Origin of the sequence: Burkholderia diffusa, assembly GCF_902499115.1 — a bacterium.
GTDB lineage: Bacteria > Pseudomonadota > Gammaproteobacteria > Burkholderiales > Burkholderiaceae > Burkholderia > Burkholderia diffusa.
The window spans coordinates 79,958-103,123 of record NZ_CABVPN010000015.1 but is presented as its reverse complement, the minus strand read 5'-3'; the positions used below and the strand labels follow the sequence as shown (position 1 = coordinate 103,123).

Annotated in this window: 20 protein-coding genes; 9 read left to right on the top strand and 11 right to left on the bottom strand. The window is 65.4% G+C overall.

The features are described 5' to 3' along the window. Positions 1-35 precede the first annotated feature (35 nt). The 5 genes from BTE28158_RS16990 (at position 36) to BTE28158_RS16970 (ending at position 8,080) form a co-directional block, all read left to right on the top strand. Complete coding sequence (locus BTE28158_RS16990; protein WP_151048439.1) at positions 36-1,181, top strand: glycosyltransferase; 1,146 nt, start codon at positions 36-38, stop codon at positions 1,179-1,181. 316 nt (positions 1,182-1,497) lie between these two features. Beyond that, positions 1,498-2,451, top strand: a complete 954-nt coding sequence (locus BTE28158_RS16985) for a UDP-glucose 4-epimerase family protein (RefSeq protein ID WP_174919973.1) — start codon at positions 1,498-1,500, stop codon at positions 2,449-2,451. A gap of 5 nt (positions 2,452-2,456) precedes the next feature. After that, entirely contained in the window at positions 2,457-3,488 is a 1,032-nt protein-coding gene (locus BTE28158_RS16980; protein WP_151048437.1) for an MraY family glycosyltransferase, read from the top strand. After that, complete coding sequence (locus tag BTE28158_RS16975) at positions 3,485-5,374, top strand: polysaccharide biosynthesis protein (RefSeq protein ID WP_151048436.1); 1,890 nt, start codon at positions 3,485-3,487, stop codon at positions 5,372-5,374. Before BTE28158_RS16980 ends, BTE28158_RS16975 begins: the two co-directional genes overlap by 4 nt. A 276-nt stretch (positions 5,375-5,650) precedes the next feature. Continuing rightward, the gene (locus tag BTE28158_RS16970) at positions 5,651-8,080 is read left to right on the top strand and encodes a protease pro-enzyme activation domain-containing protein (protein WP_244107986.1); all 2,430 of its coding nucleotides are present in this window, start codon (positions 5,651-5,653) and stop codon (positions 8,078-8,080) included. Positions 8,081-8,173: 93 nt separating this feature from the next. Here the strand turns inward: BTE28158_RS16970 and BTE28158_RS16965 are convergent, their stop codons facing one another. Genes BTE28158_RS16965 through BTE28158_RS16945 form a run of 5 tightly spaced genes read right to left on the bottom strand, consistent with a single transcriptional unit; the run spans position 8,174 to position 13,602 of the window. Further along, positions 8,174-9,280: an MraY family glycosyltransferase gene (locus tag BTE28158_RS16965; RefSeq protein WP_151048435.1), complete on the bottom strand. Its 1,107-nt coding sequence runs from the start codon at positions 9,278-9,280 to the stop codon at positions 8,174-8,176. Between the two features lie 27 nt (positions 9,281-9,307). After that, complete coding sequence (gene galE, locus BTE28158_RS16960) at positions 9,308-10,330, bottom strand: UDP-glucose 4-epimerase GalE (RefSeq protein WP_151048434.1); 1,023 nt, start codon at positions 10,328-10,330, stop codon at positions 9,308-9,310. A 14-nt stretch (positions 10,331-10,344) separates the two neighbouring features. Next, on the bottom strand, positions 10,345-11,481 hold the full coding sequence (locus tag BTE28158_RS16955) for a glycosyltransferase family 4 protein (RefSeq protein WP_151048433.1): 1,137 nt from the start codon (positions 11,479-11,481) through the stop codon (positions 10,345-10,347). Between the two features lie 43 nt (positions 11,482-11,524). Beyond that, positions 11,525-12,349, bottom strand: a complete 825-nt coding sequence (locus BTE28158_RS16950; protein ID WP_151048432.1) for a glycosyltransferase — start codon at positions 12,347-12,349, stop codon at positions 11,525-11,527. Then, positions 12,346-13,602, bottom strand: a complete 1,257-nt coding sequence (locus BTE28158_RS16945; protein WP_151048431.1) for a lipopolysaccharide biosynthesis protein — start codon at positions 13,600-13,602, stop codon at positions 12,346-12,348. Before BTE28158_RS16945 ends, BTE28158_RS16950 begins: the two co-directional genes overlap by 4 nt. Positions 13,603-13,844: 242 nt before the next feature. On the opposite strand from BTE28158_RS16945, the gene BTE28158_RS16940 reads away from it, so the two are divergent. The 4 genes from BTE28158_RS16940 to waaA all read left to right on the top strand — a co-directional run bounded on the left by BTE28158_RS16940 (position 13,845) and on the right by waaA (position 18,745). Then, on the top strand, positions 13,845-15,239 hold the full coding sequence (locus tag BTE28158_RS16940) for a phosphomannomutase/phosphoglucomutase (RefSeq protein ID WP_151048430.1): 1,395 nt from the start codon (positions 13,845-13,847) through the stop codon (positions 15,237-15,239). A gap of 177 nt (positions 15,240-15,416) precedes the next feature. Beyond that, the gene (gene waaC / locus BTE28158_RS16935; RefSeq protein ID WP_059605585.1) at positions 15,417-16,412 is read left to right on the top strand and encodes a lipopolysaccharide heptosyltransferase I; all 996 of its coding nucleotides are present in this window, start codon (positions 15,417-15,419) and stop codon (positions 16,410-16,412) included. A gap of 43 nt (positions 16,413-16,455) precedes the next feature. Next, entirely contained in the window at positions 16,456-17,340 is an 885-nt protein-coding gene (gene kdoO, locus BTE28158_RS16930) for a Kdo hydroxylase KdoO (RefSeq protein ID WP_151048429.1), read from the top strand. A 37-nt stretch (positions 17,341-17,377) separates the two neighbouring features. Further along, on the top strand, positions 17,378-18,745 hold the full coding sequence (gene waaA, locus BTE28158_RS16925; RefSeq protein ID WP_174919971.1) for a lipid IV(A) 3-deoxy-D-manno-octulosonic acid transferase: 1,368 nt from the start codon (positions 17,378-17,380) through the stop codon (positions 18,743-18,745). A 59-nt stretch (positions 18,746-18,804) separates the two neighbouring features. Here the strand turns inward: waaA and ureG are convergent, their stop codons facing one another. The 6 genes from ureG to ureA are packed head-to-tail and all read right to left on the bottom strand — an operon-like array spanning position 18,805 to position 23,105. Next, positions 18,805-19,452 (bottom strand): urease accessory protein UreG, encoded by a 648-nt coding sequence (gene ureG / locus BTE28158_RS16920; RefSeq protein ID WP_059605594.1) that lies wholly within the window; start codon positions 19,450-19,452, stop codon positions 18,805-18,807. Positions 19,453-19,466: 14 nt separating this feature from the next. Then, the gene (locus BTE28158_RS16915) at positions 19,467-20,147 is read right to left on the bottom strand and encodes an urease accessory protein UreF (RefSeq protein ID WP_124629644.1); all 681 of its coding nucleotides are present in this window, start codon (positions 20,145-20,147) and stop codon (positions 19,467-19,469) included. Then, complete coding sequence (gene ureE, locus BTE28158_RS16910; RefSeq protein WP_151048852.1) at positions 20,134-20,730, bottom strand: urease accessory protein UreE; 597 nt, start codon at positions 20,728-20,730, stop codon at positions 20,134-20,136. Before ureE ends, BTE28158_RS16915 begins: the two co-directional genes overlap by 14 nt. A 17-nt stretch (positions 20,731-20,747) precedes the next feature. Continuing rightward, positions 20,748-22,454 (bottom strand): urease subunit alpha, encoded by a 1,707-nt coding sequence (ureC, locus tag BTE28158_RS16905; protein WP_124903023.1) that lies wholly within the window; start codon positions 22,452-22,454, stop codon positions 20,748-20,750. A 28-nt stretch (positions 22,455-22,482) separates the two neighbouring features. Beyond that, the gene (locus tag BTE28158_RS16900; protein ID WP_151048853.1) at positions 22,483-22,788 is read right to left on the bottom strand and encodes an urease subunit beta; all 306 of its coding nucleotides are present in this window, start codon (positions 22,786-22,788) and stop codon (positions 22,483-22,485) included. Positions 22,789-22,802: 14 nt separating this feature from the next. After that, positions 22,803-23,105 carry an urease subunit gamma gene (ureA, locus tag BTE28158_RS16895; protein ID WP_006048588.1) on the bottom strand — a complete coding sequence of 101 codons (303 nt, stop codon included), beginning with the start codon at positions 23,103-23,105 and terminating at the stop codon, positions 22,803-22,805. Positions 23,106-23,166 lie beyond the last annotated feature (61 nt).

Here is a 23,166-nt window from a genome sequence, read left to right as displayed (position 1 = left end):
GTACTTGCGCATGTGCACAGAAAAAGGGGCGAGAGGTGAGTGCTTTACCTGTCTGGATTGAAATATCGGTGTTTGACCATTGGGGCCCAAAGCCTCATGGTATTCCTCGCGTCACTCAGAACATCTTCATCGAGAGTCTGAAGAGAACTGGCTTGCAATACTTTTACTATCATCCGACACGCGAACAGTTCATCGTCACAGAAGATCCGGCTTACTTTGTCGCCTTAGCGAAAGGCGAACGGAGATTCGATCCGGCTGAGCTACCTGACGGGCCATTGTTCACGGATACACTGAGCAGCCACGCGCGGGGGCTGTTTTCTGCAGTAGGTTGGGATCATCCCGGTTATTTCGGGCAGCTTGCCGAACTGAGGCGCTGTCGTCCAGATTTCGCAATACAGTTCGTTGTCTACGATCTTATCGCTATCAAGTATCCGCAGTTTTTCACGCGTGAATTTGGTGGGCGGGTGCAGGACTTTCTTCGTGCGTTGCCGCTCGTGTGTGATCGGTTCATGTGTATTTCGCAAAGCACTGCGTCCGATGTGCGGGCCTTGTTGAAGGCGGACGCCGATACTCGTGTGATTTTGATTGGCGGCGATATCGACGATGCGAGTAAGGCGCCAGTGGATTCGCCTTCAAGTGTCGCTCGTCCGTTTGTTCTATGTGTAGGGACACTGGAGATCCGCAAGAATCATATTCTGCTGTATTACGTCTGGCGCAGGTTGGCAGAGCGCCTAGGATCGTCATGTCCAAAGCTTGTTCTTGTGGGGCGGCCAGGTTGGTTGAGCGGTGATGTTGTCTACTTGTTCTTGAACGATCCCTTGACGGCAGACCTCGTGGAAATTCGTCACGACGTGTCAAATCGTGAACTGGTGACCTTGTTCAGCGATTGCTTGTTTAGTGTCTTCCCATCGTTCTATGAGGGGTGGGGCTTGCCCGCTTGGGAGAGCTTGTTCTATGGCAAGGTCTGCGCATCGTCGAATACGGCGAGTCTTCCCGAAATCAATCCATTTCCGCAGCTGATGTTCGATCCTTACGATCACAAGCAGGCGTTCGAAGTGGTTCGGATGTTGATCGAGGAGCCGGACACGCTCGCGGAGTATGAAGCGCAGATTCCCACGAAATTCTCTAGGCAGACTTGGGAAACCTGCTTTGACGAGTTGTATCAGCAGATCGTGGCGTAACGCGGTTTCGGGGAGGGCGCACGCTTGCTTGGCGCCGTGCGCAGGCCGCTGGCTGAACGCGTACCGGCGCTTTCGTTTCTGATGCCGTCGGGACGTCGGCGCTGCGCGTGCTTGACGGGTGGCACGATCCACTAGAAATGGTGAGGCGACCGGATGAACAGCCTTGCTACACGAATGTTCGATACGAGCTTGGTAATCGGCTGCCTGATAGAATGCCTGCTGCCAAGACGACGATCCGACCCACCGACAATACCTGCCGACAAGGCTGCACAGACGTGTTTGGTCCGGACGGCGGATTCACGATGAAATCTATCGAATGATTCTAGTAACAGGAGCCAGCGGGTTCGTGGGCCAAGTGACGTGTCGCGCGTTGCTGGAGCGTGGGGAGCGCGTCGTCAGGCTGGTCCGGCGCCCGACTGGTCAACCTGACCTCGGCCCCGAATGGGTGCACGATCAGGCGGATTTCGCCGGCATCGAGCAAATGTGGCCCGACTGGGTACGATGCGATTCCGTAATTCACCTCGCCGCGCGGGTTCATGTCATGCGCGACTCGGCGGTGGATCCTGCGGCTGCATACCGTGAAACCAATGTGGAGGGCACGCTTCGCGTGGCTCGAGCAGCGCATGCGATCGGCGCACGTCGGTTTGTTTACGTGAGCAGCATCAAGGCCGTAGGGGAAAGCAGTGCTGGCCGCGCGCCACTTGGCGAAGTCGACGAGCCGACTCCGCTAGACCCGTACGGCATATCCAAACTGGAGGCGGAAAGGGGACTTGTCGCATTCGGACGCGAATCGGGGATGGAAATTGTGATCGTCAGGCCACCGCTGGTATATGGTCCAGGCGTGCGTGCCAATTTCCAAAGCCTGATGCGAGCGTTATCCAAGCAAATCCCTTTGCCTATCGGGGCGATTTCGGCGCGCCGCAGCTTGATCTACGTTGAGAATCTTGCGAATGCGCTGTTGGTGTGTGCGAGCGATTCCCGCGCCGCCGGGCAGGTTTTTCACGTCGCCGATGGCCGGGATCTTACTGTGACCGAGTTGGCGCGTAGCTTGGCCACGTACCTGGATGCTCCCGCTCGACTGCTTCCAGTGCCTGCGACCTGGCTGCGTATCGCGGGGCGGCTGACAGGGCGCCTCCCTGAGGTCGAGCGACTTGTCGGGCCGCTGCAACTCGACACTCGTCGGATTCGAGAGGTGCTCGACTGGTGCCCTCCGCACGACGTAGAAGACGGGTTGAGACAAACGGCGATTTGGTATCGCTCCACGCAGTAAATGCAATGTTGACCAGTACGATTACATCTAGTCCTTTCCTCGTCGCGGCAAGTTGGGCGCTATGTGCCGCGTTGGCTTGCGCGGCGATTCTCTGGGGACTGCTAAAAACCGGTCTCGCATGGCAACTTGCGACGGATGTTCCGAACGATCGTTCTTTGCATACGTTGCCCACGCCAAGGGCGGGGGCTTGGGGAGTGGTTCCGGTTGCCGGGGTTGGCATATGGATGGCGGACTCCGAATTTCACTGGATCGTGGCACTCGTGGCCTTTCTGGCCATTGTGTCCCTAGTAGACGACCGACGCGGGTTGCCGGCACGAGTGCGCTTCAGCGCCCATGTCGCTGCCGTTGCCGTGCTCCTGAGTCTCTATCCGAGTGTTCAGCCATGGTGGGTATTCCTCGTGATCGCCTTCGTGCTGGTGTGGCTGATCAACTTGTATAACTTCATGGATGGCGCGGACGGGCTGGCAGGCGGTATGACGCTGTTCGGCTTTTCGGCTTATGCCGCGGGAGCTGTCATCAGCGCTCATCCATCACCGTCGTTGGCTATCGCAGCCGCGACTGTAGCGGGGGCCAGCCTCGGGTTTCTGATATTCAATTTTCATCCGGCACGAATTTTTCTTGGTGATGCCGGGTCCATATCGCTGGGTTTTCTGGCTGGGGCAATGGGGTATTGGGGGTGGATTCGCGGAGTATGGCCTTTGTGGTTCCCGCCCTTAATTTTTTCTCCGTTCATCGCAGATGCATCCGCGACGCTGTTCAAGCGGCTTCTTCGAGGGGAGAAGTTCTGGCAAGCTCATCGTGAACATTACTATCAAAGAATGGTTCGTTCCGGGCTGGGACACGCGTTGACCGCGGTTTCATGGTACTTCGTGATGGCCATCGGCGCCGGCGTAGCGTTGTGGGGGCTCGATCGTTCACCGTTGATTCAATGGATTGTCGTTGCCGTGTGGGCCTGCATACTCATATGCGTAGGTGGTGCAATTGATGTGCGATGGCAACGATTCCTGAAACTTACAACCGAAAAGGATGAGGCATGACACCCATGTTCAAGCCGAAGGGTTCGTGGCTGTCGTTGAGCGCATTCTTCTATGATCTGATGGCGGTCGCATGTGCGTGGCTGGTCGCGTACGTGATTAGATTCAACGGTTCCGTACCGACGGAGTTCTGGATGGGCGGTCTCCTTGCGCTCACCTGGGTGCTCACCATCTACGGCCTGATGTTCCATGTTTTCGGACTTTATCGAGGACTTTGGGTATTCGCGAGCCTACCTGATCTGCTTCGGATATCTAAGGCCGTGAGTTGCGGCGGTGTGATCGTAATGGTTGGCGCCGTCATGTTGCAGCCGACGCCGATCATTCCTCGTTCCGTACTGTTGCTGTCCCCATTGTTGTTGTTCGTGACGATGGGAGGTGCGCGTGCGCTGTATCGAGCAGTCAAGGAGTTCTATCTATATGGCGGCCTGGTCGGTCAAGGCAGACCCGTCCTAGTCTTGGGCGCTGGCACTGCGGGGGCTAGCTTGGCGCGTGAGTTGTCGCGTTCCGGGAAATGGCGGTTGGTAGGCTTGCTCGACGATGACCCTGCCAAGCGGGCAAGGGAGGTCTACGGATACAAAGTGCTTGGCAGTATCGATGAACTGTCTCATTTCGCTGCGGCGCTGAAGATCGAGTATGCAATCATCGCGATTCCGTCAGCTCCGGTCGAGGCACAGCGTCGCGCTGCAACCCTTTGTGTTCGCGCTGGCGTGCGGGCAATGGTGCTGCCGTCGTTGACCGAATTGCCGCCCGGCCAAGGTTTCCTGTCGCACATTCGCCAGATCGACCTCGAAGACCTCCTCGGCCGCGACGCCGTGACGATCGACACGCCGCACGTCGAGGCGCTGCTGCGCGGCCGCGTCGTGATGGTGACGGGCGCGGGCGGCTCGATCGGCTCCGAGCTGTGCCGGCAGATCCTGCGCTTCGCGCCGGCGCAGCTTGTCGCGTTCGACCTGTCCGAGTACGCGATGTACCGGCTGACCGAGGAGCTGCGGGAACGCTTCCCCGACCTGCCGGTCCTGCCAATTATCGGCGACGCGAAGGATGCGCTGCTGCTCGACCAGGTGATGTCGCGCCATGCACCGCATATCGTGTTCCATGCAGCCGCCTACAAGCACGTGCCGCTGATGGAGGAGCACAACGCCTGGCAGGCGCTGCGCAACAACGTGCTCGGCACGTATCGCGTAGCCCGCGCGGCGATCCGCCACGACGTGCGTCACTTCGTGCTGATTTCGACTGACAAGGCCGTCAATCCGACCAACGTGATGGGCGCGAGCAAGCGCCTGGCCGAAATGGCATGCCAGGCGTTGCAGCAGACGAGCGGGCGCACGCAGTTCGAGACCGTGCGCTTCGGCAACGTGCTCGGTAGCGCGGGCAGCGTGATCCCGAAGTTCCAGCAGCAGATCGCGAAGGGCGGCCCGGTGACGGTTACGCACCCGGAGATCACGCGTTTCTTCATGACGATCCCGGAAGCGTCGCAGCTCGTGCTGCAGGCGTCGAGCATGGGGCACGGCGGCGAGATCTTCATTCTCGACATGGGCGAACCGGTGAAGATCGTCGATCTCGCGCGCGACCTGATCCGCCTGTATGGTTTCTCGGGAGAACAGATCCGTATCGAGTTCACTGGGCTGCGGCCCGGCGAGAAGCTCTACGAGGAGCTGCTGGCGGACGACGAGGCGACGACGCGCACGCCTCATCCGAAACTGCGGATCGCGCGGGCGCGCGAAGTGCCGGACAACCTGCTCGATGAATTGCTGCCGTGGCTGATGCAGCACCGCGTGCTGTCCGACGACGAGGTGCGGCGCGATTTGCGGCGCTGGGTGCCGGAATATCAGACAGCGATTGCACCGGTGCTGCAGAGCGTGTCGAGACGGGCCGTTGCCAGCGAGTAATCGGGCCGTCGGTTGATGGCGCTGAGATAACAGACGATCGCGAAATTCATGCCGTTCAGTAGCGTACTGAACGGCATTTTTATTGGTGGAATCGCCACGAACAAAGTCGGGTTTGAGCGCGGCGAATGCCGAGTGTAATGCTTTCAGTTTTATAACAATGTGGCGTCTATCGGGTGTGGTCGGACGCGCGCCGCGCTGAACGGGCGCATGGCTCGATACGTCAGCGTCATTTGACTGTCGGCCGATTTCTGCATATGGTTTCCTCAAGATAGCCGTGTGATTGCCGTAAAGAACGATGTGAAAAAACTGAATAAAAAATCTACGTTCGATACCAATCCGATGAAAGCGGAACATATTGCTAGGGGAATGAGCGCGGCACTCATGGTGCTCGCGCTTGCAGGCTGCGGCGGCGACGACGCAAGTCCGGCGGTGGCTATGGCGCAGGCCGGCAAACTGTTGGCGCTGCGAGCCACAGGCAACGCGGTGAGCGCGGCGCCGATGAGCGCAACGGCGCCGGTCCATGTTGCACTGGTGCTCAAACTGAATGACGAAGCCGGGTTGAGCCGCTTTCTGCAGCAAGCGCGAACGCCCGGCAGCGCCAGCTTCGGGGTCGTGCTGACGCCGGCGCAGATTGCCGCGCAGTACGCGCCCACCGCAGGCCAGGTCGCCACCGTGAAGGCCTATTTGGGAAGTAAGGGCTTCACGAACATCAAGGTCGCCGACAACAACATGATCGTTGAAGCCGATGCCCCGGCCGGCGTGATATCCGGCGTGTTCCAGACGTCGCTCGTCCCGGTAGCGATGGCGGACGGCACCAGCACGCATATCAATACCGCCCCGGAGACGATGCCCGATGCGATCAGCGGGGTCGTTCAAGGGATTCTCGGGCTCGATACCGCGACCCGCCTGCATCCGAATTTCGTGCGCGCTTCCAATGCCGGCGCTGCGCCGACCGCAAATGCGTCGCCGACTACTTCCGCAGTCACGGTGGGTCACAACCCGACGGACTTTCCCGGCATCTATTCTGTCGGCAGCACCCCGACGGCGGCGAACGTCACGGTCGGCATCATTGCCGAAGGAGACGTGACGCAGCCTGTCATCGACTTGGCGACGTTCGAGAGCAACAACCATCTGCCCGCCGTACCCGTTTCGGTAATCCAATCCGGACTGCCGAGCGCGGACACGAGCGCGAACGTCGAATGGTCGCTCGATAGCCAGACCATCATCGGGATGTCCGGCGGCGTCAAGCAGCTCAATTTCTACGTTGCGTCATCGCTTGCCTGGAGCGATATGGCGCTTGCAATCAATCGCGCCGTGATCGACAACACCGCCCGGGTCATCAACATGTCGATCGGCGGTTGCGAGAACTGGGCACCGACGGCGGCCATCGACACGCTGTTCCAGCTCGCCGTCGCGCAGGGGCAGACTTTCGCGGTCAGTTCCGGGGATTCAGGCAGCGTGGCATACGGTTGCACCGGCACGTCGGTGCAATACCCAGCGACGTCCCCGTATGTCGTGGCCGTTGGGGGCACCACGCTCTATACGAACGGGAACGGCAGCTACGCGGGTGAGACGGCCTGGGACTCCAGCGGGGGCGGCATCAGTGGCATCGAGCCGATTCCATCGTGGCAGTCGAACGTTCCGGCGCTCAAGGGGCGGGCGTTCCGGGGCCTGCCGGATCTTGCGTTCGATGCCGATCCGAACAGCGGCGAAGCAGTCATCGTGGGAGGACAACTCGAGATAGTAGGCGGGACGAGCCTGTCCGCGCCGCTGTTTGCCGCGACCTGGGCGCGCATGCTGTCCGGTGCCTGCGCGACGAATCTCGGTTTCGCGGCGCCCACACTGTATAGCGCTAAAGCCACGACCCCATCGATCTTTCGCGATATCACCAACGGTTCGAATGGCGCATACAGTGCGGGTTCGGGATGGGATTTCGTGACCGGCTGGGGCACGCCGAACGTCAGCGTGCTGTATTCCGCGATATGCGTTCCGGCGGCCCCGATCTACGGCGGCGTGATCAACGAGGGTACGACGCTCAAGCCGGGGCAAATCGTGTATTCGGCTTCCAAAAGCCATGCGCTGGTCATGCAGAATGATGGCAACCTCGTGCTTTACAACACGACCAATGGTGCCGCGGTGTGGAATTCCCGCACGCACGGAAACGCTGGGGCGTATGCCGTGTTTCAGACCGATGGCAACTTCGTGGTCTACAGCGCGAGCGGCAACGCGCTGTGGTACTCGGCGACCAACGGCGCGTCCTACAGCCAGTATTTTGCCGTGCAGGACGACGGCAACATGGTGATCTACGGATCGTCCGTCCCGGTATTTTTCACATCGACCGCTACCAGCGGATATACGAACTCCACGAGCGGCCCGGCAGTCTGGAATGGCGGCGTCACCCTCAGCAGCGGCCAAAGCTTTACTTCAGGCAATGGCGCGAACGTGCTGGTCATGCAGGGAGACGGGAATTTGGTGCTGCTCCGCCAAGGCGTTGCGCAGTGGAGTTCGGGTACCTACAATCATCCGGGCGCCGTTGCGGTGATGCAAACGGACGGCAATTTGGTCGTCTACAGTTCGACATGGGTGCCGCTCTGGTATTCCCGCACGAGTGGGTATCCCGGTGCAGTCGCTTACGTTCAGGACGACGGTAACGTCGTGATCTATACGCAACTGCCGCGTTGGAGCACGAATACAGCCGGGACCTAGTATTCCGCTCGTCGATTCACGGTCGCGTCGTCACGGCCCCGTCACCAACGGCGGGCTGTGCGACTCGGTGACACGTTGGCCGACCCGCGCCCCTCAACGCCCCCGCTTTTCCTTCCTCACCACCATCCACCTCGGCGCCCTGAACCTGACGATGCTGATATACAGCCAAACATAGGTCAGCGCGAACAGCACCACGAACACGAACAGGTGCACCGTGTGCCGCCAGAACAGCGTCGCCGGAATCACCGCGACGAGGCAAAGCAGCCACAGATACGGCGACGTCAGCGAATTCCGCCGCGTGAGGTCATGCGCATGTTTCGTCCCGACGGCCCATCGCATCAGCCGCTTGTACACGAGCATGTGCAGGTGCACGCCGTCCGGAATCCCCGGCGACATCCCGCGGATGAACTTCTTCCGGTAGATCGAGAAGCAGGTCTCGAAGATCGGATACATGAACAGCAGTACCGGGTACCACGCCGACACCTCGTGATTGCGCATCACCAGCATGATCGCGAGTTCGGCGAGCATGAAGCCGATGAAATACGCGCCGCCGTCGCCGAGGAAGATCAGGCCGGCCGGGAAATTCCACAGGAAGAAGCCGAGCACGGCGCCCATCATGATGATCGACGCGGACATCACGACCGGGTCGTTGACGTGGAATGCGACGTAGGCGAGCGACGCGAACATCATGAAGCTGACCATCGACGCGAGGCCGTTGAAGCCGTCGATGATGTTGATCGCGTTGGCCAGTGCCGCGACGGCGAGCACCGTGATGAACGCCGAAATGGCCACGTAGTGGAGCAGGAAGTCGAGCGGCGGCACACTGATGCGCGTGACCGCGATGTTCAGCAGCCAGAACGCCAGCGCGGCCGCGCCCATCGTGCACAGCAGCCGCGCGCGCGGCGACACGCGCTTGGTCAGGTCCTCGACGAGCCCGGACAGGAACGCCGGCAGCCCGCAGGCCACGATGCCGAGAATGCTGCCGGCGATCGTCGGATAGCGCCGGGTCAGGAGCAGCGCGGCAATGACGACGCCGGCGAGGATCCCGATGCCCCCGACGCGCGGCACCGGCCGCACGTGGAATTTCTGCACGCCGGCCAGGTCGCTGTCGATCGAGAATTTCTCGTGCAGATGCGCATAGCGCACGATGAACAAGGTGACGAGCAGGGAGACGATGAAGCCGGATGCGAAGCTGAGCATGGGATCGCTCGAAAAATGGACAGCGGATTATACAAAACCGCGGGGGTTCCCCTCCTGCCATTTCCAGTGGTCGGCGCACATCTCCTCGATCCCGAGCGTCGCACGCCAGCCGATCAGGTCGGCGGCGGCCTGCGGATTCGCGTAGCACTCGGCGATGTCGCCGGGGCGGCGCGCGACGAGTTCGTACGGCACCGGGCGGCCCGACGCCTTCTCGAACGCGCGCACGACCTCCAGCACGCTGTAGCCCTGGCCCGTGCCGAGGTTGACGACGAAGCTCGCATCGCGCTTCGCGAGCGCGTCGAGCGCGGCGATGTGCCCCTTCGCGAGATCGACGACGTGGATGTAGTCGCGCACGCCGGTGCCGTCCGGCGTCGGGTAGTCGGAGCCGAACACGCGCAGCTTCTCGAGCTTGCCGACCGCCACCTGCGCGACGTACGGCATCAGGTTGTTCGGGATGCCGGCCGGATCCTCGCCGATCAGCCCGCTCGCATGCGCGCCGACCGGGTTGAAGTAGCGCAGCGTCGCGATGCGCCACGACGGGTCCGATACCTCGAGATCGCGAAGGATCTGCTCGGCGATCAGCTTGGACTGGCCGTATGGGTTGGTCGCGGACAGCGGGAACGATTCGTCGATCGGCGAGCGCTCCGGCACGCCGTACACGGTTGCCGACGAGCTGAACACGAACTGCCGGACGTTGCGCTCGCGCATGATCTTGAGCACGGCGAGCAGCCCGCCGAGGTTGTTCTGGTAGTACTCGAGCGGCTTCGCGACCGATTCGCCGACCGCCTTGAGCGCCGCGAAATGGATCGTGCCCGTGATCGGATGCGCGTCGAACACCTTCGCGAGCGCGGCTTCGTCGCACACGTCGACCTGGTGGAACGCCGGCGTCCTGCCCGTGATCCGCTCGATGCGCCGCACGGACTCGGCCTTGCTGTTGACGAGGTTGTCGACGATCACGACATCGTAGCCGTTGTCGAGCAGCTCGACGGCCGTGTGCGAGCCGATGTAGCCCGCACCGCCGGTAACGAGGATGGTGCCTTTAGCGGTCATGCTGATGCGCTCCTTCAGAGTGTGATGCCGGTCAATGTATGAATGGTCTGCCGGTAGCGTTCGACGACCTGCTGCTCGTCGAATTCAGCGGCCACCTTGCGGCGGCCGTGCGTGCCCATCGCATCGCGCCCGGCAGTCCCGAGTTCGATCATGCGGATCAGCTGCTCGGCGAGGCTCGCGCTGTCGCGCACGCGGCACAGGAAGCCCGTTTCGCCATCGGCCACGACGTCGCGGCAGCCCGGCACGTCGGTCGCGACGATCGGGCGGCCCATCGCGGACGCTTCCATCAGCGTGCGCGGCACGCCCTCGCGGTACGACGGCAGCACGACGCAGTCGGCCGCCGCGATGTGCGGGCGCACGTCGTGCGCCTCGCCGAGATACTCGACGACGCCTTCGCCGACCCACGCGTCGACGTCCGCGCGGCCGATCGCGCTCGGATTGTCGACGCCGAGCGGCCCGAGCAACTGGAAGCGCGCGTCCGGGTAGCGGGCCCGCACGACGCGCGCGGCCTCGACATATTCGCGCACGCCCTTGTCCCACAGCAGCCGGCCGATCAGGATGAACACCGGGCCACGGCCGGCGGGCAGCGGAGCCGGTGCGAACTGTTCGAGGTCGACGCCTTCGCCGTGCAGCAGCCGCGCCCGGTCGGGGTGCGCAAGCAGTTGCTCGTCGGTGAAGGTCGCGAGGTCGTCGCGGTTCAGGAACCAGACTTCACGCGGAAAGCGGAACGCGAACCGGTACAGGCGCTTCGCGACACTGGCCGCGCGGCTTTTCTGGATGAACACGTAGCCGAGGCCCGTGGTGACCGCGATCGACGGCACGCGCGCGAGCCACGCCGCGATCGACCCGTAGATGTTCGGCTTGATCGTGTAATGGAACACGAGATCGGGCTTGAGCGCGCGGTAATGGCGCACCAGCGCGGCAAGCGTGCCGAGATCCTCGCGCGGGCTCGTGCCTTTCGACGCGACGGCGAGCGCGACGTAGCGGCAGCCCATCTGCTCGAGCAGCGGCACCGTGCGGTCGTGCGGCGCGATCACGATGACCTCGGCGCCGCGCGCGACGAGCGCACGGATCAGCCCGTGGCGGTACGTGTAGATCGCCCAGGCCGTGTTGCAGACGAGCGCGATGCGCAGCGAGGAGGTAGCGGACATGAAAAAAAAGAAAAAATAAAGCGTCGAAAATGCCGGATGCGGGCTAGGCGGACGGGCGCGCCGCGAACAGCGTCCGCTTGATCCGCTGCAACGTACGGTACGGCGTCACGAAATGCAGCAGGTTCTTGGCGAGGCCGGCCCAGTCGTACGGGTTCAGAACGTTGAAGTGTCGCAGCAGCAGCGAAAGCGTCGATATCAGCTGGCGGCGGCGCTTGGTCGCGCTGATCCCGCCCTCGTTGAGCTCGTAATAGAGGCCGAGCTCGGGCAGGTTCGCGCAATCGTAGCGTTGCATTAACCGTAAAAAAAGATCGAGATCCTCGGCCGCGCGGTACTTCGCCCGATAGTTGCCGACTTCGCGCACCGCGTCGATGCGCAACATGACCGATGGATGCACGAGTGGCGAGCGCAGGAAGCGCGTGCGGCGCAGCGTGCGCGGATCGGCGGGCGGCGTCAGCATGAAGCGCGGCTCGCCGGCACGCGACACGACCTGCGTCCACATGCCGACGCAGGCCACGCGCGGATGCGCATCGAGATAGGCGCGCTCTTTGGCGAGGCGCTGCGGCGCGGCGAGGTCGCCGGCGTCGATCCGTGCGGCATAGCGGAAGCCGCGCGCCGCGAGCGCGTCGATGCCGGCCTCGAGCGCGCGCTCGATGCCGCCGTTCTGCGGCATGCGCAGCACCTCGACCACGAGGCCGGGCAGGTCGGGCGCCGCGATCGGCGGCGTGCTGCCGTCGTCGACGATCAGCACGTGCACCGGCGCGTCCTCGCGAAACGACGCGAGGGTGCGGACGACGTCGTCGTGGCCGTTGTAGGCCGGCATCAGCACGGCCACGTCGTCGAGCGGGGGCGGGCAAGCGGGAGGCGTCATGGGCGCAGCTTGAAACGAATGTAATAAAAATTAACGGCGGCGGCGGCAACATAGCCGGCCGCCAGCCCGACGAGCGCGCCGTACAGGCCGAGCCGGGGGATCGCGAACACGTTGACGAGCGCGGCGATCGCGAGCGCGAGCACCCATTTCGCCAGCAACACGAATTTTGCTTGATATTTGAGAACGATAAGATTGCCTATCGCCTCGATGCCGGCCGGCACGGACAGCCAGACGGCCCAGCGGAAGATGTCGACCGACGCCTCGTAGCCGCGGCCGAACACCTTGCCGACGATGAGCGGCGCGGCTGCGTCCAGCACCAGCGCGCCGGCCGTCATCAGGCCGGCGGTCATCGCGATCAGCCGGACGATGTTGCGGCGCAGCCGCGCGATGTCCTGCACGCGGTACACGAACGCGGGCGCGATGGTCTGCGCGAGCATCAGTGCGAGCGTGATCCAGTTCTCGTTGAGCTGCTGGGCCGCGGAATAGCGGCCGAGGTCGGCGAACGACACGTGACGCTCGAGCATCAGGCGGTCGAGCTTCAGGAACAGATACATGCAGATCAGGCCGAGCCAGAACACGGTGCCGGCGGTGGCAAAGTGCCCGAACAGCGGTTTGTCGAACGTCCAGCCGAGCGTGCCGCCGTTACGATGGCGGTAGTAGAGCAGCAGCGCGAAGCCGATCGCGGCGGCCTCCAGCGCCCACAGCCATGCGAAGCGGGCGGGGCCGGCGGCCGCGCGGACCAGCAGCCAGACGAGCAGCGCCTTCGCCAGCGCGGTGAGCATGCTGGTCACGAGCTGCGGCTTGCTGTAGGTCATGCTCTGCAGCCACGCGTTGATCACGCCGACGAACGGCTCGCGGAACACCATCGTGACCGCGAGGCCCGCGAGCATCGCGCCGACGAGCGGGTCGAACGCACCGGCGCCGATCGCGATCCAGGTCGCGACGAGCGCTGCGGCGGACACGCCGATGCGCAGCGCGAATGCGCTGCCGAGCACCGCGCCGAGTTGCGCGGGCGGTCGGTGGACGATGGTCGGAACCAGGATTTCGGCGCCGCACACCCAGGTGAGCGGTGCCAGTACGAGGAGAAGCGTATTCGCATACTGCCATTTGCCGAACACGTCCGGCCCGAAATAACGGGCCAGAAGACCGCTGATCGCGATCGCGACGCCGATCTGCGTGAGCCGCTCGAGCCCCAGCCAGACGAGATTCGCGACGGCCTTCGCGACGTCCGGGTTGCCGAATCGCTTCAGCATGCGGGGCAGCCGCGCGCGCGCGAGGCGGCCGGCAGGGCGCCCGGAGGCGGCAGGGTGGCGGCGGCGGAACGGCTAGGCATTAAAATGGACGGAATCCGCGTCATCAAAACCCGCGATTATAAGTTGGATCGGGGCCGCTCCAGCCGTCCCGTTCCTTGCAGCGCCGGGCCCGCATGTATGATGCCGGGCATGCGCGAAAGGCGGCCAGATTATTTTCCATGCACGCAACCGAGAGAGAATCGATGATCTCCCAATCCATCTTCAAGGCATATGACATTCGCGGTGTGGTCGGCAAGACGCTCGACGCCGACACGGCGCGCGGGATCGGCCGGGCATTCGGCAGCGAAGTGCGCGCACAGGGCGGTGACGCGGTCGTCGTCGCGCGCGACGGCCGCCTGTCGGGGCCCGAGCTCGTCGGCGCACTCGCCGATGGCCTGCGTGCGGCGGGCGTCGACGTCGTCGACGTCGGCATGGTGCCCACGCCGGTCGGCTATTTCGCGGCGAGCGTGCCGCTTCCGCTGAAGGGCGGCGAGCGTCGCGTCGATTCGTGCATCGTCGTCACGGGCAGCCACAACCCGCCCGACTACAACGGCTTCAAGATGGTGCTGCGCGGCGCGGCGATCTACGGCGAGCAGATCCAGGCGCTGTACCGTCGCATCGTGGACGAGCGCTATGAGACGGGCAGCGGCTCGTACGAGGCATTCGACGTCGCCGACCAGTACATCGAGCGCATCGTCGGCGACGTGAAGCTCGCGCGCCCGCTGAAGCTCGTCGTCGACGCCGGCAACGGCGTCGCCGGCCCGCTCGCGACGCGCCTGTTCAAGGCGCTCGGCTGCACGCTCGTCGAGCGCTTCACCGACATCGACGGCACGTTCCCGAACCACCATCCCGATCCGGCGCACCCGGAAAACCTGCAGGACGTGATCCAGGCGCTGAAGGACACCGACGCCGAGCTCGGCTTCGCGTTCGACGGCGACGGCGACCGCCTGGGCGTCGTCACGAAGGACGGCCAGATCATTTTCCCGGACCGCCAGCTGATGCTGTTCGCGGAAGAAGTGCTGTCGCGCAACCCGGGCGCGCAGATCATCTACGACGTGAAGTGCACGCGCCATCTCGCGCAGTGGGTGAAGGCGAAGGGCGGCGAGCCGCTGATGTGGAAGACGGGCCATTCGCTGGTCAAGGCGAAGCTGCGCGAGACGGGCGCACCGCTCGCGGGCGAGATGAGCGGCCACGTGTTCTTCAAGGATCGCTGGTACGGCTTCGACGACGGTCTCTACACGGGCGCGCGCCTGCTCGAGATCCTCGCGAAGACGGCCGATCCGAGCGCGGTGCTGAACGCGCTGCCGGATGCGATGAGCACGCCGGAGCTGCAGCTCTGGCTCGACGAAGGCGAGAACTTCCGCCTGATCGAGAAGCTGCAGAAGGAAGCGAAGTTCGACGGCGCCGACGAAGTCGTGACGATCGACGGCCTGCGTGTCGAGTACCCGGACGGCTTCGGCCTCGCGCGTTCGTCGAACACGACGCCGGTCGTCGTGATGCGTTTCGAATCGGAGACGCAGGAAGGGCTCGCGCGCATCCAGGCGGACTTCCGCCGCGTGCTGACGGCCGCGAAGCCGGACGTCAAGCTGCCGTTCTGAGCCTGGGCGGCCTGCGGGCCGCCGCCGGCGCGATGAGGGTCGAAGGATCGTCGCGCCATTCCCGAAAAGCGGCGCACGCCGACGGCGTGCGGCCGCTTTTTGCCTGTGTGGTCCCCCGGGCGCGATAAAATCGCGTCTTTATGCCTGTCGCCGGCCGTCCGCCGGCGTTTTTTCAGCGTGCAAAAGATTCTGATCGTGCGCGTGTCGTCGCTGGGCGACGTCGTGCACAACATGCCCGTGATCGCCGATATCCGGCGCCGCCACCCCGACGCGCAGATCGACTGGCTCGTCGAGGAGAGCTTCGTCGACCTCGTGCGGCTCGTCGACGGCGTGCGCGACGTGCTGCCGTTCTCGCTGCGCCGCTGGCGCAAGAAGCCGCTCTCGGGTGCGACGTGGCGCGAGATCCGCGCGTTCCGCAAGCGCCTCGCGGCCGAGCAGTACGACCTCGTGATCGACTGCCAGGGTCTCATCAAGACGGCCTGGGTCGCGAGCTGGGCGCGCGGCCCGCTCGCGGGCCTCGGCAACCGCACCGACGGCGCGGGCTACGAATGGCCGGTGCGCTTCTTCTATCGCAAGCGCGTGCCGATCGCACCGCGCACGCACGTGGTCGAACGTTCGCGCCAGCTGGTCGCGGCCGCGCTGGGCGACCCGGCGCCGACGCCGGCGGATCCGGTCGACTTCGGCCTCGATACGCGTGCGGCGGCGCTCGCGGTCGCGGCGCTCGGCCTGAACCTGCCGGTGCCGTACGTGGTGTTCGTGCATGCGACGTCGCGCGCCGACAAGCAGTGGCCGGACGCCGCCTGGATCGAGCTCGGCCAGGCGCTCGTGCGGCGCGGCGCGTCGCTCGTGCTGCCGTGGGGCAACGACGCGGAGCGCGCGACGAGCGAGCGGCTCGCGAAGGAGTTCGGCGCGGCGGCGATCGTGCCGCCGAAACTGTCGCTGCCGGCCGTCGTCGGCCTGATCGACGGCGCAGCCGCGACGGTCGGGGTTGATACAGGTCTGGTTCACATCGCGGCCGCGCTGAAGCGTCCGACGGTCGAACTGTACAATTTCGCGACGGCCTGGCGCACCGGCGGTTACTGGTCGCCGAACGTCGTCAATCTCGGCACGGCGGGGCAGCCGCCGTCGATCTCGCAGGTGAAGGCGGTGCTCGCGGGCTTCGGTCTGCTGTGATGCCCGTCATGCCTGCCCTGCCCGTCACGCACGCGAACCGATCATGAGCGAATCCCAGATCATCGAAGTCCCGTCCGCCGACTGGAGCGGATACAACCTGTCGGCGCCGCGCGAGCAACTGCTCGCCGCGGTCGAGGAAGGCAAGGTGCTGTATTTCCCGCACCTGCGCTTCGCGATCGAAGGCGGCGAGGAAGCGCTGCTCGATCCGGCGCTCGCCGATCCCAAACGCAAGAACATCAGCCTCGCGCCGAACGGCGGTGCGCTCGCCGGCGTGCTCGGCGACAGTGTCACGCAGTCGGCCGTACGCGCGCTGGTCGCGCGCTTCCAGCAGCAGGCCGGCACGCTCGTCGACGGCCTCTTTCCCGAATATCGCGGCAAGCTGCGCGTCGCGCCGACGAGCCTGCGGCTGATGCAGGTCGAGACGCGCCAGACGTCGTGGCGCAAGGACGACAGCCGGCTGCACGTCGACGCGTTCCCGTCGCGGCCGAACTACGGCGAGCGGATCCTGCGCGTGTTCACGAACGTGAACCCGGCCGGCCAGCCGCGCGTATGGCGCGTCGGCGAGCCGTTCGAGGACGTCGCGAAGCGCTTCCTGCCGAAGATCCGGCCGCAGTTCCCGGGTTCGGCGTGGCTGCTGAACCTGCTGCACGTGACGAAGTCGCCGCGCAGCGCGTACGACCACCTGATGCTGAACCTGCACGACAGCATGAAGGCCGATCTCGACTACCAGAAGACGTGCCCGCAGCAGACGATGCCGTTTCCGCCGGGCAGCGTGTGGATATGTTTCTCGGATCAGACTTCGCACGCTGTGATGTCCGGCCAGTTCATGCTCGAGCAGACCTTCTTCCTGCCGGTCGACGCGATGGTGCGTCGCGAATGCGCGCCGCTCGGGATTCTCGAGCGCCTGCAGGGCAGGGCGCTGGTTTGAGCGCGCACCGCATCCTCCGCGGTGACGGAGTCCGCTCATGCTGAGGGCGATCTATCGCGCGCTGTGGTGGCTCGTCGCACCGATCGCGGTCATCCGGCTCTGCGTGCGCTCGCGCAAGGAGCGCGGCTATCGCGAGCACATCGGCGAGCGCTTCGGCTGCGTCGCCGGCCGTTCACCGGACGATCGCGCGCCGCTGATCTGGGTGCATGCGGTGTCGGTCGGCGAGACGCGCGCCGCGCAGCCGCTGATCGACGCGCTGATGCGCGCACGTCCCGACGCGCGCATCCTGCTCACGCACATGACGCCGAGCGGCCGGGCGACCGGCGAGCAGATCTTCGGCGACCGCGTGCTGCGCTGCTACCTGCCGTACGACATGCCGGGCGCGGTGCGGCGCTTCCTGCGTGCATGGCGGCCGACGCTCGGCCTCGTGATGGAAACCGAGGTGTGGCCGACGCTGATCGACGAGTGCCGCCGCGCGGACGTGCCGCTCGTGCTGACCAACGCGCGGATGTCCGCGCGCTCGCATCGGCGCGCGGCGAAGTTCGGCGCGGCGACGCGCGACGTGTTCGGCGGTTTCTCGCGCGTGCTCGCGCAGAGCCCGGCCGACGCGGAGCGGCTGACGTCGCTCGGCGCGCGTAACGTGACGGTGCTGGGCAACCTGAAGTTCGACATGACGACGCCGCCGGAGCTGGCGGCGCGCGGCCACGCATGGCGCGACGCGATCGGCACGCGGCCCGTGTGGGTCGCAGCAAGCACGCGCGAGAACGAAGAGGCGCTGGTGCTGCAGGCATTCGCGGCGATGAAGACGCCCGGTGCGCTGCTGATTCTCGTGCCGCGTCATCCGCAGCGTTTCGCCGAAGTCGAGGCGCTCGTCGCGCGCAACGGATTCAAGTGCGTGCGGCGTTCGGTGTGGGGCGCGGACGCGGTGGCGCTCGCGGCCGGCCGGCCCGCCGCGGCGGAACCGCTGCCGGCCGACGTGACGGTGCTGCTCGGCGATTCGATGGGTGAACTCGGCGCGTACTACGCGGCCAGCGACGTCGCGTTCATTGGCGGCAGCCTGCTGCCGCTCGGCGGGCAGAATCTCATCGAGGCGTGTGCGGTCGGCGTGCCGGTGCTGATCGGCCCGCACGTGTTCAACTTCACGCAGGCGACCGCCGATGCGGTCGCGGCCGGCGCGGCGATGCAGGTCGCCGATCCGCTCGATCTCGCGCATGTGCTCGACGCGCTGTTCGCCGATTACGCGCGCCGTATCGCGATGGGCGCGGCCGGTGCCGCGTTCGCGTCGCGTCATCGCGGCGCGACCGCGCGCTCGGTCGACGTGCTCGCGGCGTTGTTGCCGCCGGCCGAGCGCGGCAGCGGCGCGATGCCCGGCGCAACCGACGCGTCGGAAGCATCCGGCGACTGAGCGGGCGGCGCAAGGCCGCCCAAGGCAGGCGAGGCGGCAGCGGGCCGCCGCGCCGCCGTTCACACCGTCAACAATCCCTTCTTCTCGATGAACGCGACGACGTCCGCGAGGCCTTCGAGCGCCTTCAGGTTCGTCATCACGTAAGGCCGCTCGCCACGCATCTTCTTCGTGTCCGAGGCCATCACGTCGAGGTTCGCCCCGACGAGCGGCGCGAGATCGGTCTTGTTGATCACGAGCAGGTCGGATTTCGTGATGCCGGGGCCGCCCTTGCGCGGAATCTTCTCGCCGCCGGCGACGTCGATCACGTAGATCGTCAGGTCCGACAACTCGGGGCTGAACGTCGCCGCGAGATTGTCGCCGCCCGACTCGATGAACACGATGTCGGCGTCCGGAAAGCGCGACAGCATGCGGTCGACGGCCTCGAGGTTGATCGACGCATCCTCGCGGATCGCCGTATGCGGGCAGCCGCCCGTCTCGACGCCCATGATGCGTTCCTCGGGCAGCGCGCCCGCGACCGTCAGCAGGCGCTGGTCTTCCTTCGTATAGATGTCGTTCGTGATCGCGACGAGGTCGTAGCGCTCGCGCATCGCCTTGCACAGCATTTCGAGCAGTGTGGTCTTGCCGGAGCCGACGGGGCCGCCGATGCCGACGCGCAGCGGCGGCAGTTTCTTCGTGCGGCGGGCGGAGGAGGGAGCGGGTGCGTTCATGGTGTGGATCGGGTTCAGGAGCGGAACAACCGCGAATACTGGGTTTCGTGCCGCGCGGACAGGATGCCGAGCTGCGGCGCGAACGTGTTGATGGCGTCGGGTGGTGTCGCGAGCGCGCGGCGTACGGCCGCGTCGATCGCGCCGCGCAGCGCGACGATGATGCGCTGGCCCGCGAGCTGGCCGAGCGGCACGGCCTTCAGCGCGGCCGACGTCTGGTTCTCGACCCAGCCGAATGCGTACGCGGCGAGCGTGGCGTCGGCACCGGCGTCGTGCGCGGCGGCCGCGTAGGCGAACGCGGTCGGCAGTGCGACCGGCGACAGCGACGCGAGCGTCGCGCGGCGCGCGGCATCGCCCCATTCGAGCGACGCGCAAAGCTGCCCGAGCGACCAGCCCATCTGCTCGGTCTCGCGGCGCAATTCCGCCGATTCGCGGCTCGCGACGAACCATGCGTTTTCGCGCGCGAGCGCGTCGGCGTCGTGCGCCTGCCAGCGCGCGAGCTGATGTGCGAGGAACGGCAGCTCGCCGTGCGCGAGCACGTCGGTCAGCCCGCTGGCGATCCAGTCGCGCGCGGTGTCGGCGTCGCGGATCAGGTTCGCGTCGAGCGCGGCTTCGAGTCCCTGCGAATAGCTGTACGCACCGATCGGCAGCGCGGGCGACGCGAGATGCAGCAGCGCGACGAGTTCAGTGGTGGTCATGACCGTGGTGGCCGTGCGAGCAGCCCGGACCATGCTGGTGATCGTGATCGTGATCGTGCGGGTGGCCGTGGTGTTCGCCGAATACCTGCTGCGCGAGCGCGTAATCCTCGGCGAACGTGGCATCGTGCCCGTGCTTGTGGCCGCCGCCGTACGCACCGGCTTCCGGCTGGAACGGTGCGCTCGCTTCGTCGACCTGCGTGCCGAGCCGGCGCAGCATGTCGGCGAGCACCGGATCGGCTTCGAGCTTCAGATAGCCGTCGCCGATCTCGACCGGCGTGTGACGATTGCCGAGGTGATACGCGGCGCGCATCAGCGTGAGCGGGTCGGCCGCGCGCACGAGCAGCACGGTCTCGGGCGCCGCGGCGATTCGCACGAGCGCGCCGTCGTCGGCGACGAGCACGTCGCCGTCGCGCAGCACGGTGCCGCGCGGCAGCAGGACCGCGACGTCCTCGCCCGTGTCGAGCGTCGCCGCGAGGCGGCTCTTGCAGCGGGCGTCATAGGCGAGCGTGAGCGTCGGCGCACGCGCGACGAGCGACGCGGCAAGCTTCACGTTCGGGGCAATGCGTTTGTCGAGGGTGCGCATGGAGCGAAAACCGGAAATCAGAACAGGAAATAGCGCTGCGCCATCGGCAGCACCGACGCCGGCTCGCAGGTGAGCAGCTGGCCGTCGGCGATCACGTCGTAGGTTTCGGGATCGACGCTGATCGACGGACGCCACGCGTTGTGGATCATGTCGGCCTTCGTCACGTTGCGGCAGTTGCGCACCGGCACGATGCGCTTCGCGAGTCCGTAGCGTTCGGCGATGCCGGCATCGGCGGCCATCTGCGACACGAAGGTCAGCGACGTGCGCGCGAGTGCGCCGCCACGCGTCGCGAACATCTCGCGATAATGGACGGGCTGCGGCGTCGGGATCGACGCGTTCGGGTCGCCCATCTGCGCGACCGCGATCATCCCGCCCTTCAGGATCATCGACGGCTTGATCCCGAAGAACGCCGGCTCCCACAGCACGAGGTCGGCCCACTTGCCGGGCTCGATCGAACCGACTTCATGCGCGATCCCGTGCGTGATCGCCGGGTTGATCGTGTATTTCGCGACGTAGCGCTTCGCGCGGAAGTTGTCGTTGCGCGCGCCGTCTTCGGGCAGCGCGCCGCGCTGCACTTTCATCTTGTGCGCGGTCTGCCAGGTGCGGATGATCACTTCGCCGACGCGGCCCATCGCCTGCGAATCGGACGACAGCATCGACAGCGCGCCGAGATCGTGCAGGATGTCCTCGGCCGCGATCGTCTCGCGGCGGATCCGCGATTCCGCGAACGCGAGATCCTCGGCGATCGACGGATCGAGGTGATGGCATACCATCAGCATGTCGAGATGCTCGTCGAGCGTGTTGATCGTGTACGGGCGCGTCGGGTTGGTCGACGACGGCAGCACGTTCGCCTCGCCGCACACCTTCAGGATGTCGGGCGCATGGCCGCCGCCCGCGCCTTCGGTGTGATACGTGTGGATCGTGCGGCCCTTGAACGCGGCGACCGTCGATTCGACGAAGCCGGCTTCGTTCAGCGTGTCGGTGTGGATCGCGACCTGCGTGTCGGTGTCGTCGGCGACGGAAAGGCAGTTGTCGATCGCGGCGGGCGTCGTGCCCCAGTCCTCGTGCAGCTTCAGCCCGATCGCGCCGGCTGCGATCTGTTCGACGAGCGGCTGCGGCAGGCTCGCGTTGCCCTTGCCGAGAAAGCCGAGGTTGATCGGCCAGCCGTCGGCGGCCTGCAGCATCCGCTCCATGTGCCACGGGCCCGGCGTGCAGGTCGTCGCATTGGTGCCGGTGGCCGGCCCCGTGCCGCCGCCGAGCATCGTCGTGACGCCCGACGCGAGCGCCTCGTCGATCTGCTGCGGGCTGATGAAGTGAATGTGCGTGTCGATGCCGCCCGCGGTCACGATCAGCCCTTCGCCGGCGATCACTTCGGTCGCCGCGCCAATGGCGATCGTCACGCCCGGCTGGATGTCCGGATTGCCGGCCTTGCCGATCGCGGCGATGCGGCCGTGCTTGATCGCGATGTCGGCCTTCACGATGCCCCAATGATCGAGGATCACCGCGTTCGTGATGATCGTGTCGGGCACGTCGGCGGCCACGCGCTGCGACTGGCCCATGCCGTCGCGGATCACCTTCCCGCCGCCGAATTTCACTTCCTCGCCGTAGGTCGTGAAGTCGCGTTCGATCTCGATCAGCAGTTCGGTATCGGCGAGCCGCACGCGGTCGCCCGTCGTCGGCCCGAACATTTCCGCGTATGCGCGGCGGCTCAAGCGTAATGTCATGTGCTGTTCCTGAAGAGCGGGGCGCGGCTTACAGCGGCCCCATCACCTTGCCCTGAAAACCGTAGACGGCGCGTTCGCCGGCCAGCTCGACCAGCTCGACGGTGCGCGTCTGGCCCGGCTCGAAGCGCACGGCGGTGCCGGCTGCGATGTTGAGCCGGAAGCCGCGCGCGGCCGCGCGGTCGAACGACAGCGCGTCGTTGACTTCGAAGAAGTGGTAATGCGAGCCGACCTGGACCGGGCGGTCGCCGGTGTTCGCGATGACGAGCGAGCGCGTCGCGCGGCCTGCATTCAGTTCGTGCTCGCCGTCGTCGGTGAGGATTTCGCCGGGGATCATGCGTGCTACCTCGGTCACGGAATCGGGTGGTGGACGGTGACGAGCTTGGTGCCGTCGGGGAAGGTCGCCTCGACCTGGATGTCGGGGATCATCTCCGGCACGCCTTCCATCACGTCGTCGCGCGTGAGCAGCGTCGTGCCGTAGTGCATCACCTCGGCGACGGTCTTGCCGTCGCGCGCGGCTTCCATCAACGCGGCGGTGATGAACGCGACCGCTTCCGGATAGTTGAGCTTCAGCCCGCGCGCGCGGCGGCGCTCGGCCAGCAGCGCCGCCGTGAAGATCAGCAGCTTGTCCTTTTCTCGGGGAGTCAGTTTCATGAAGGCAATCGTTCAGGAAAACGTAATTTTTATCGGTGCGCGGGGTTCCGGCCGGGGCGCG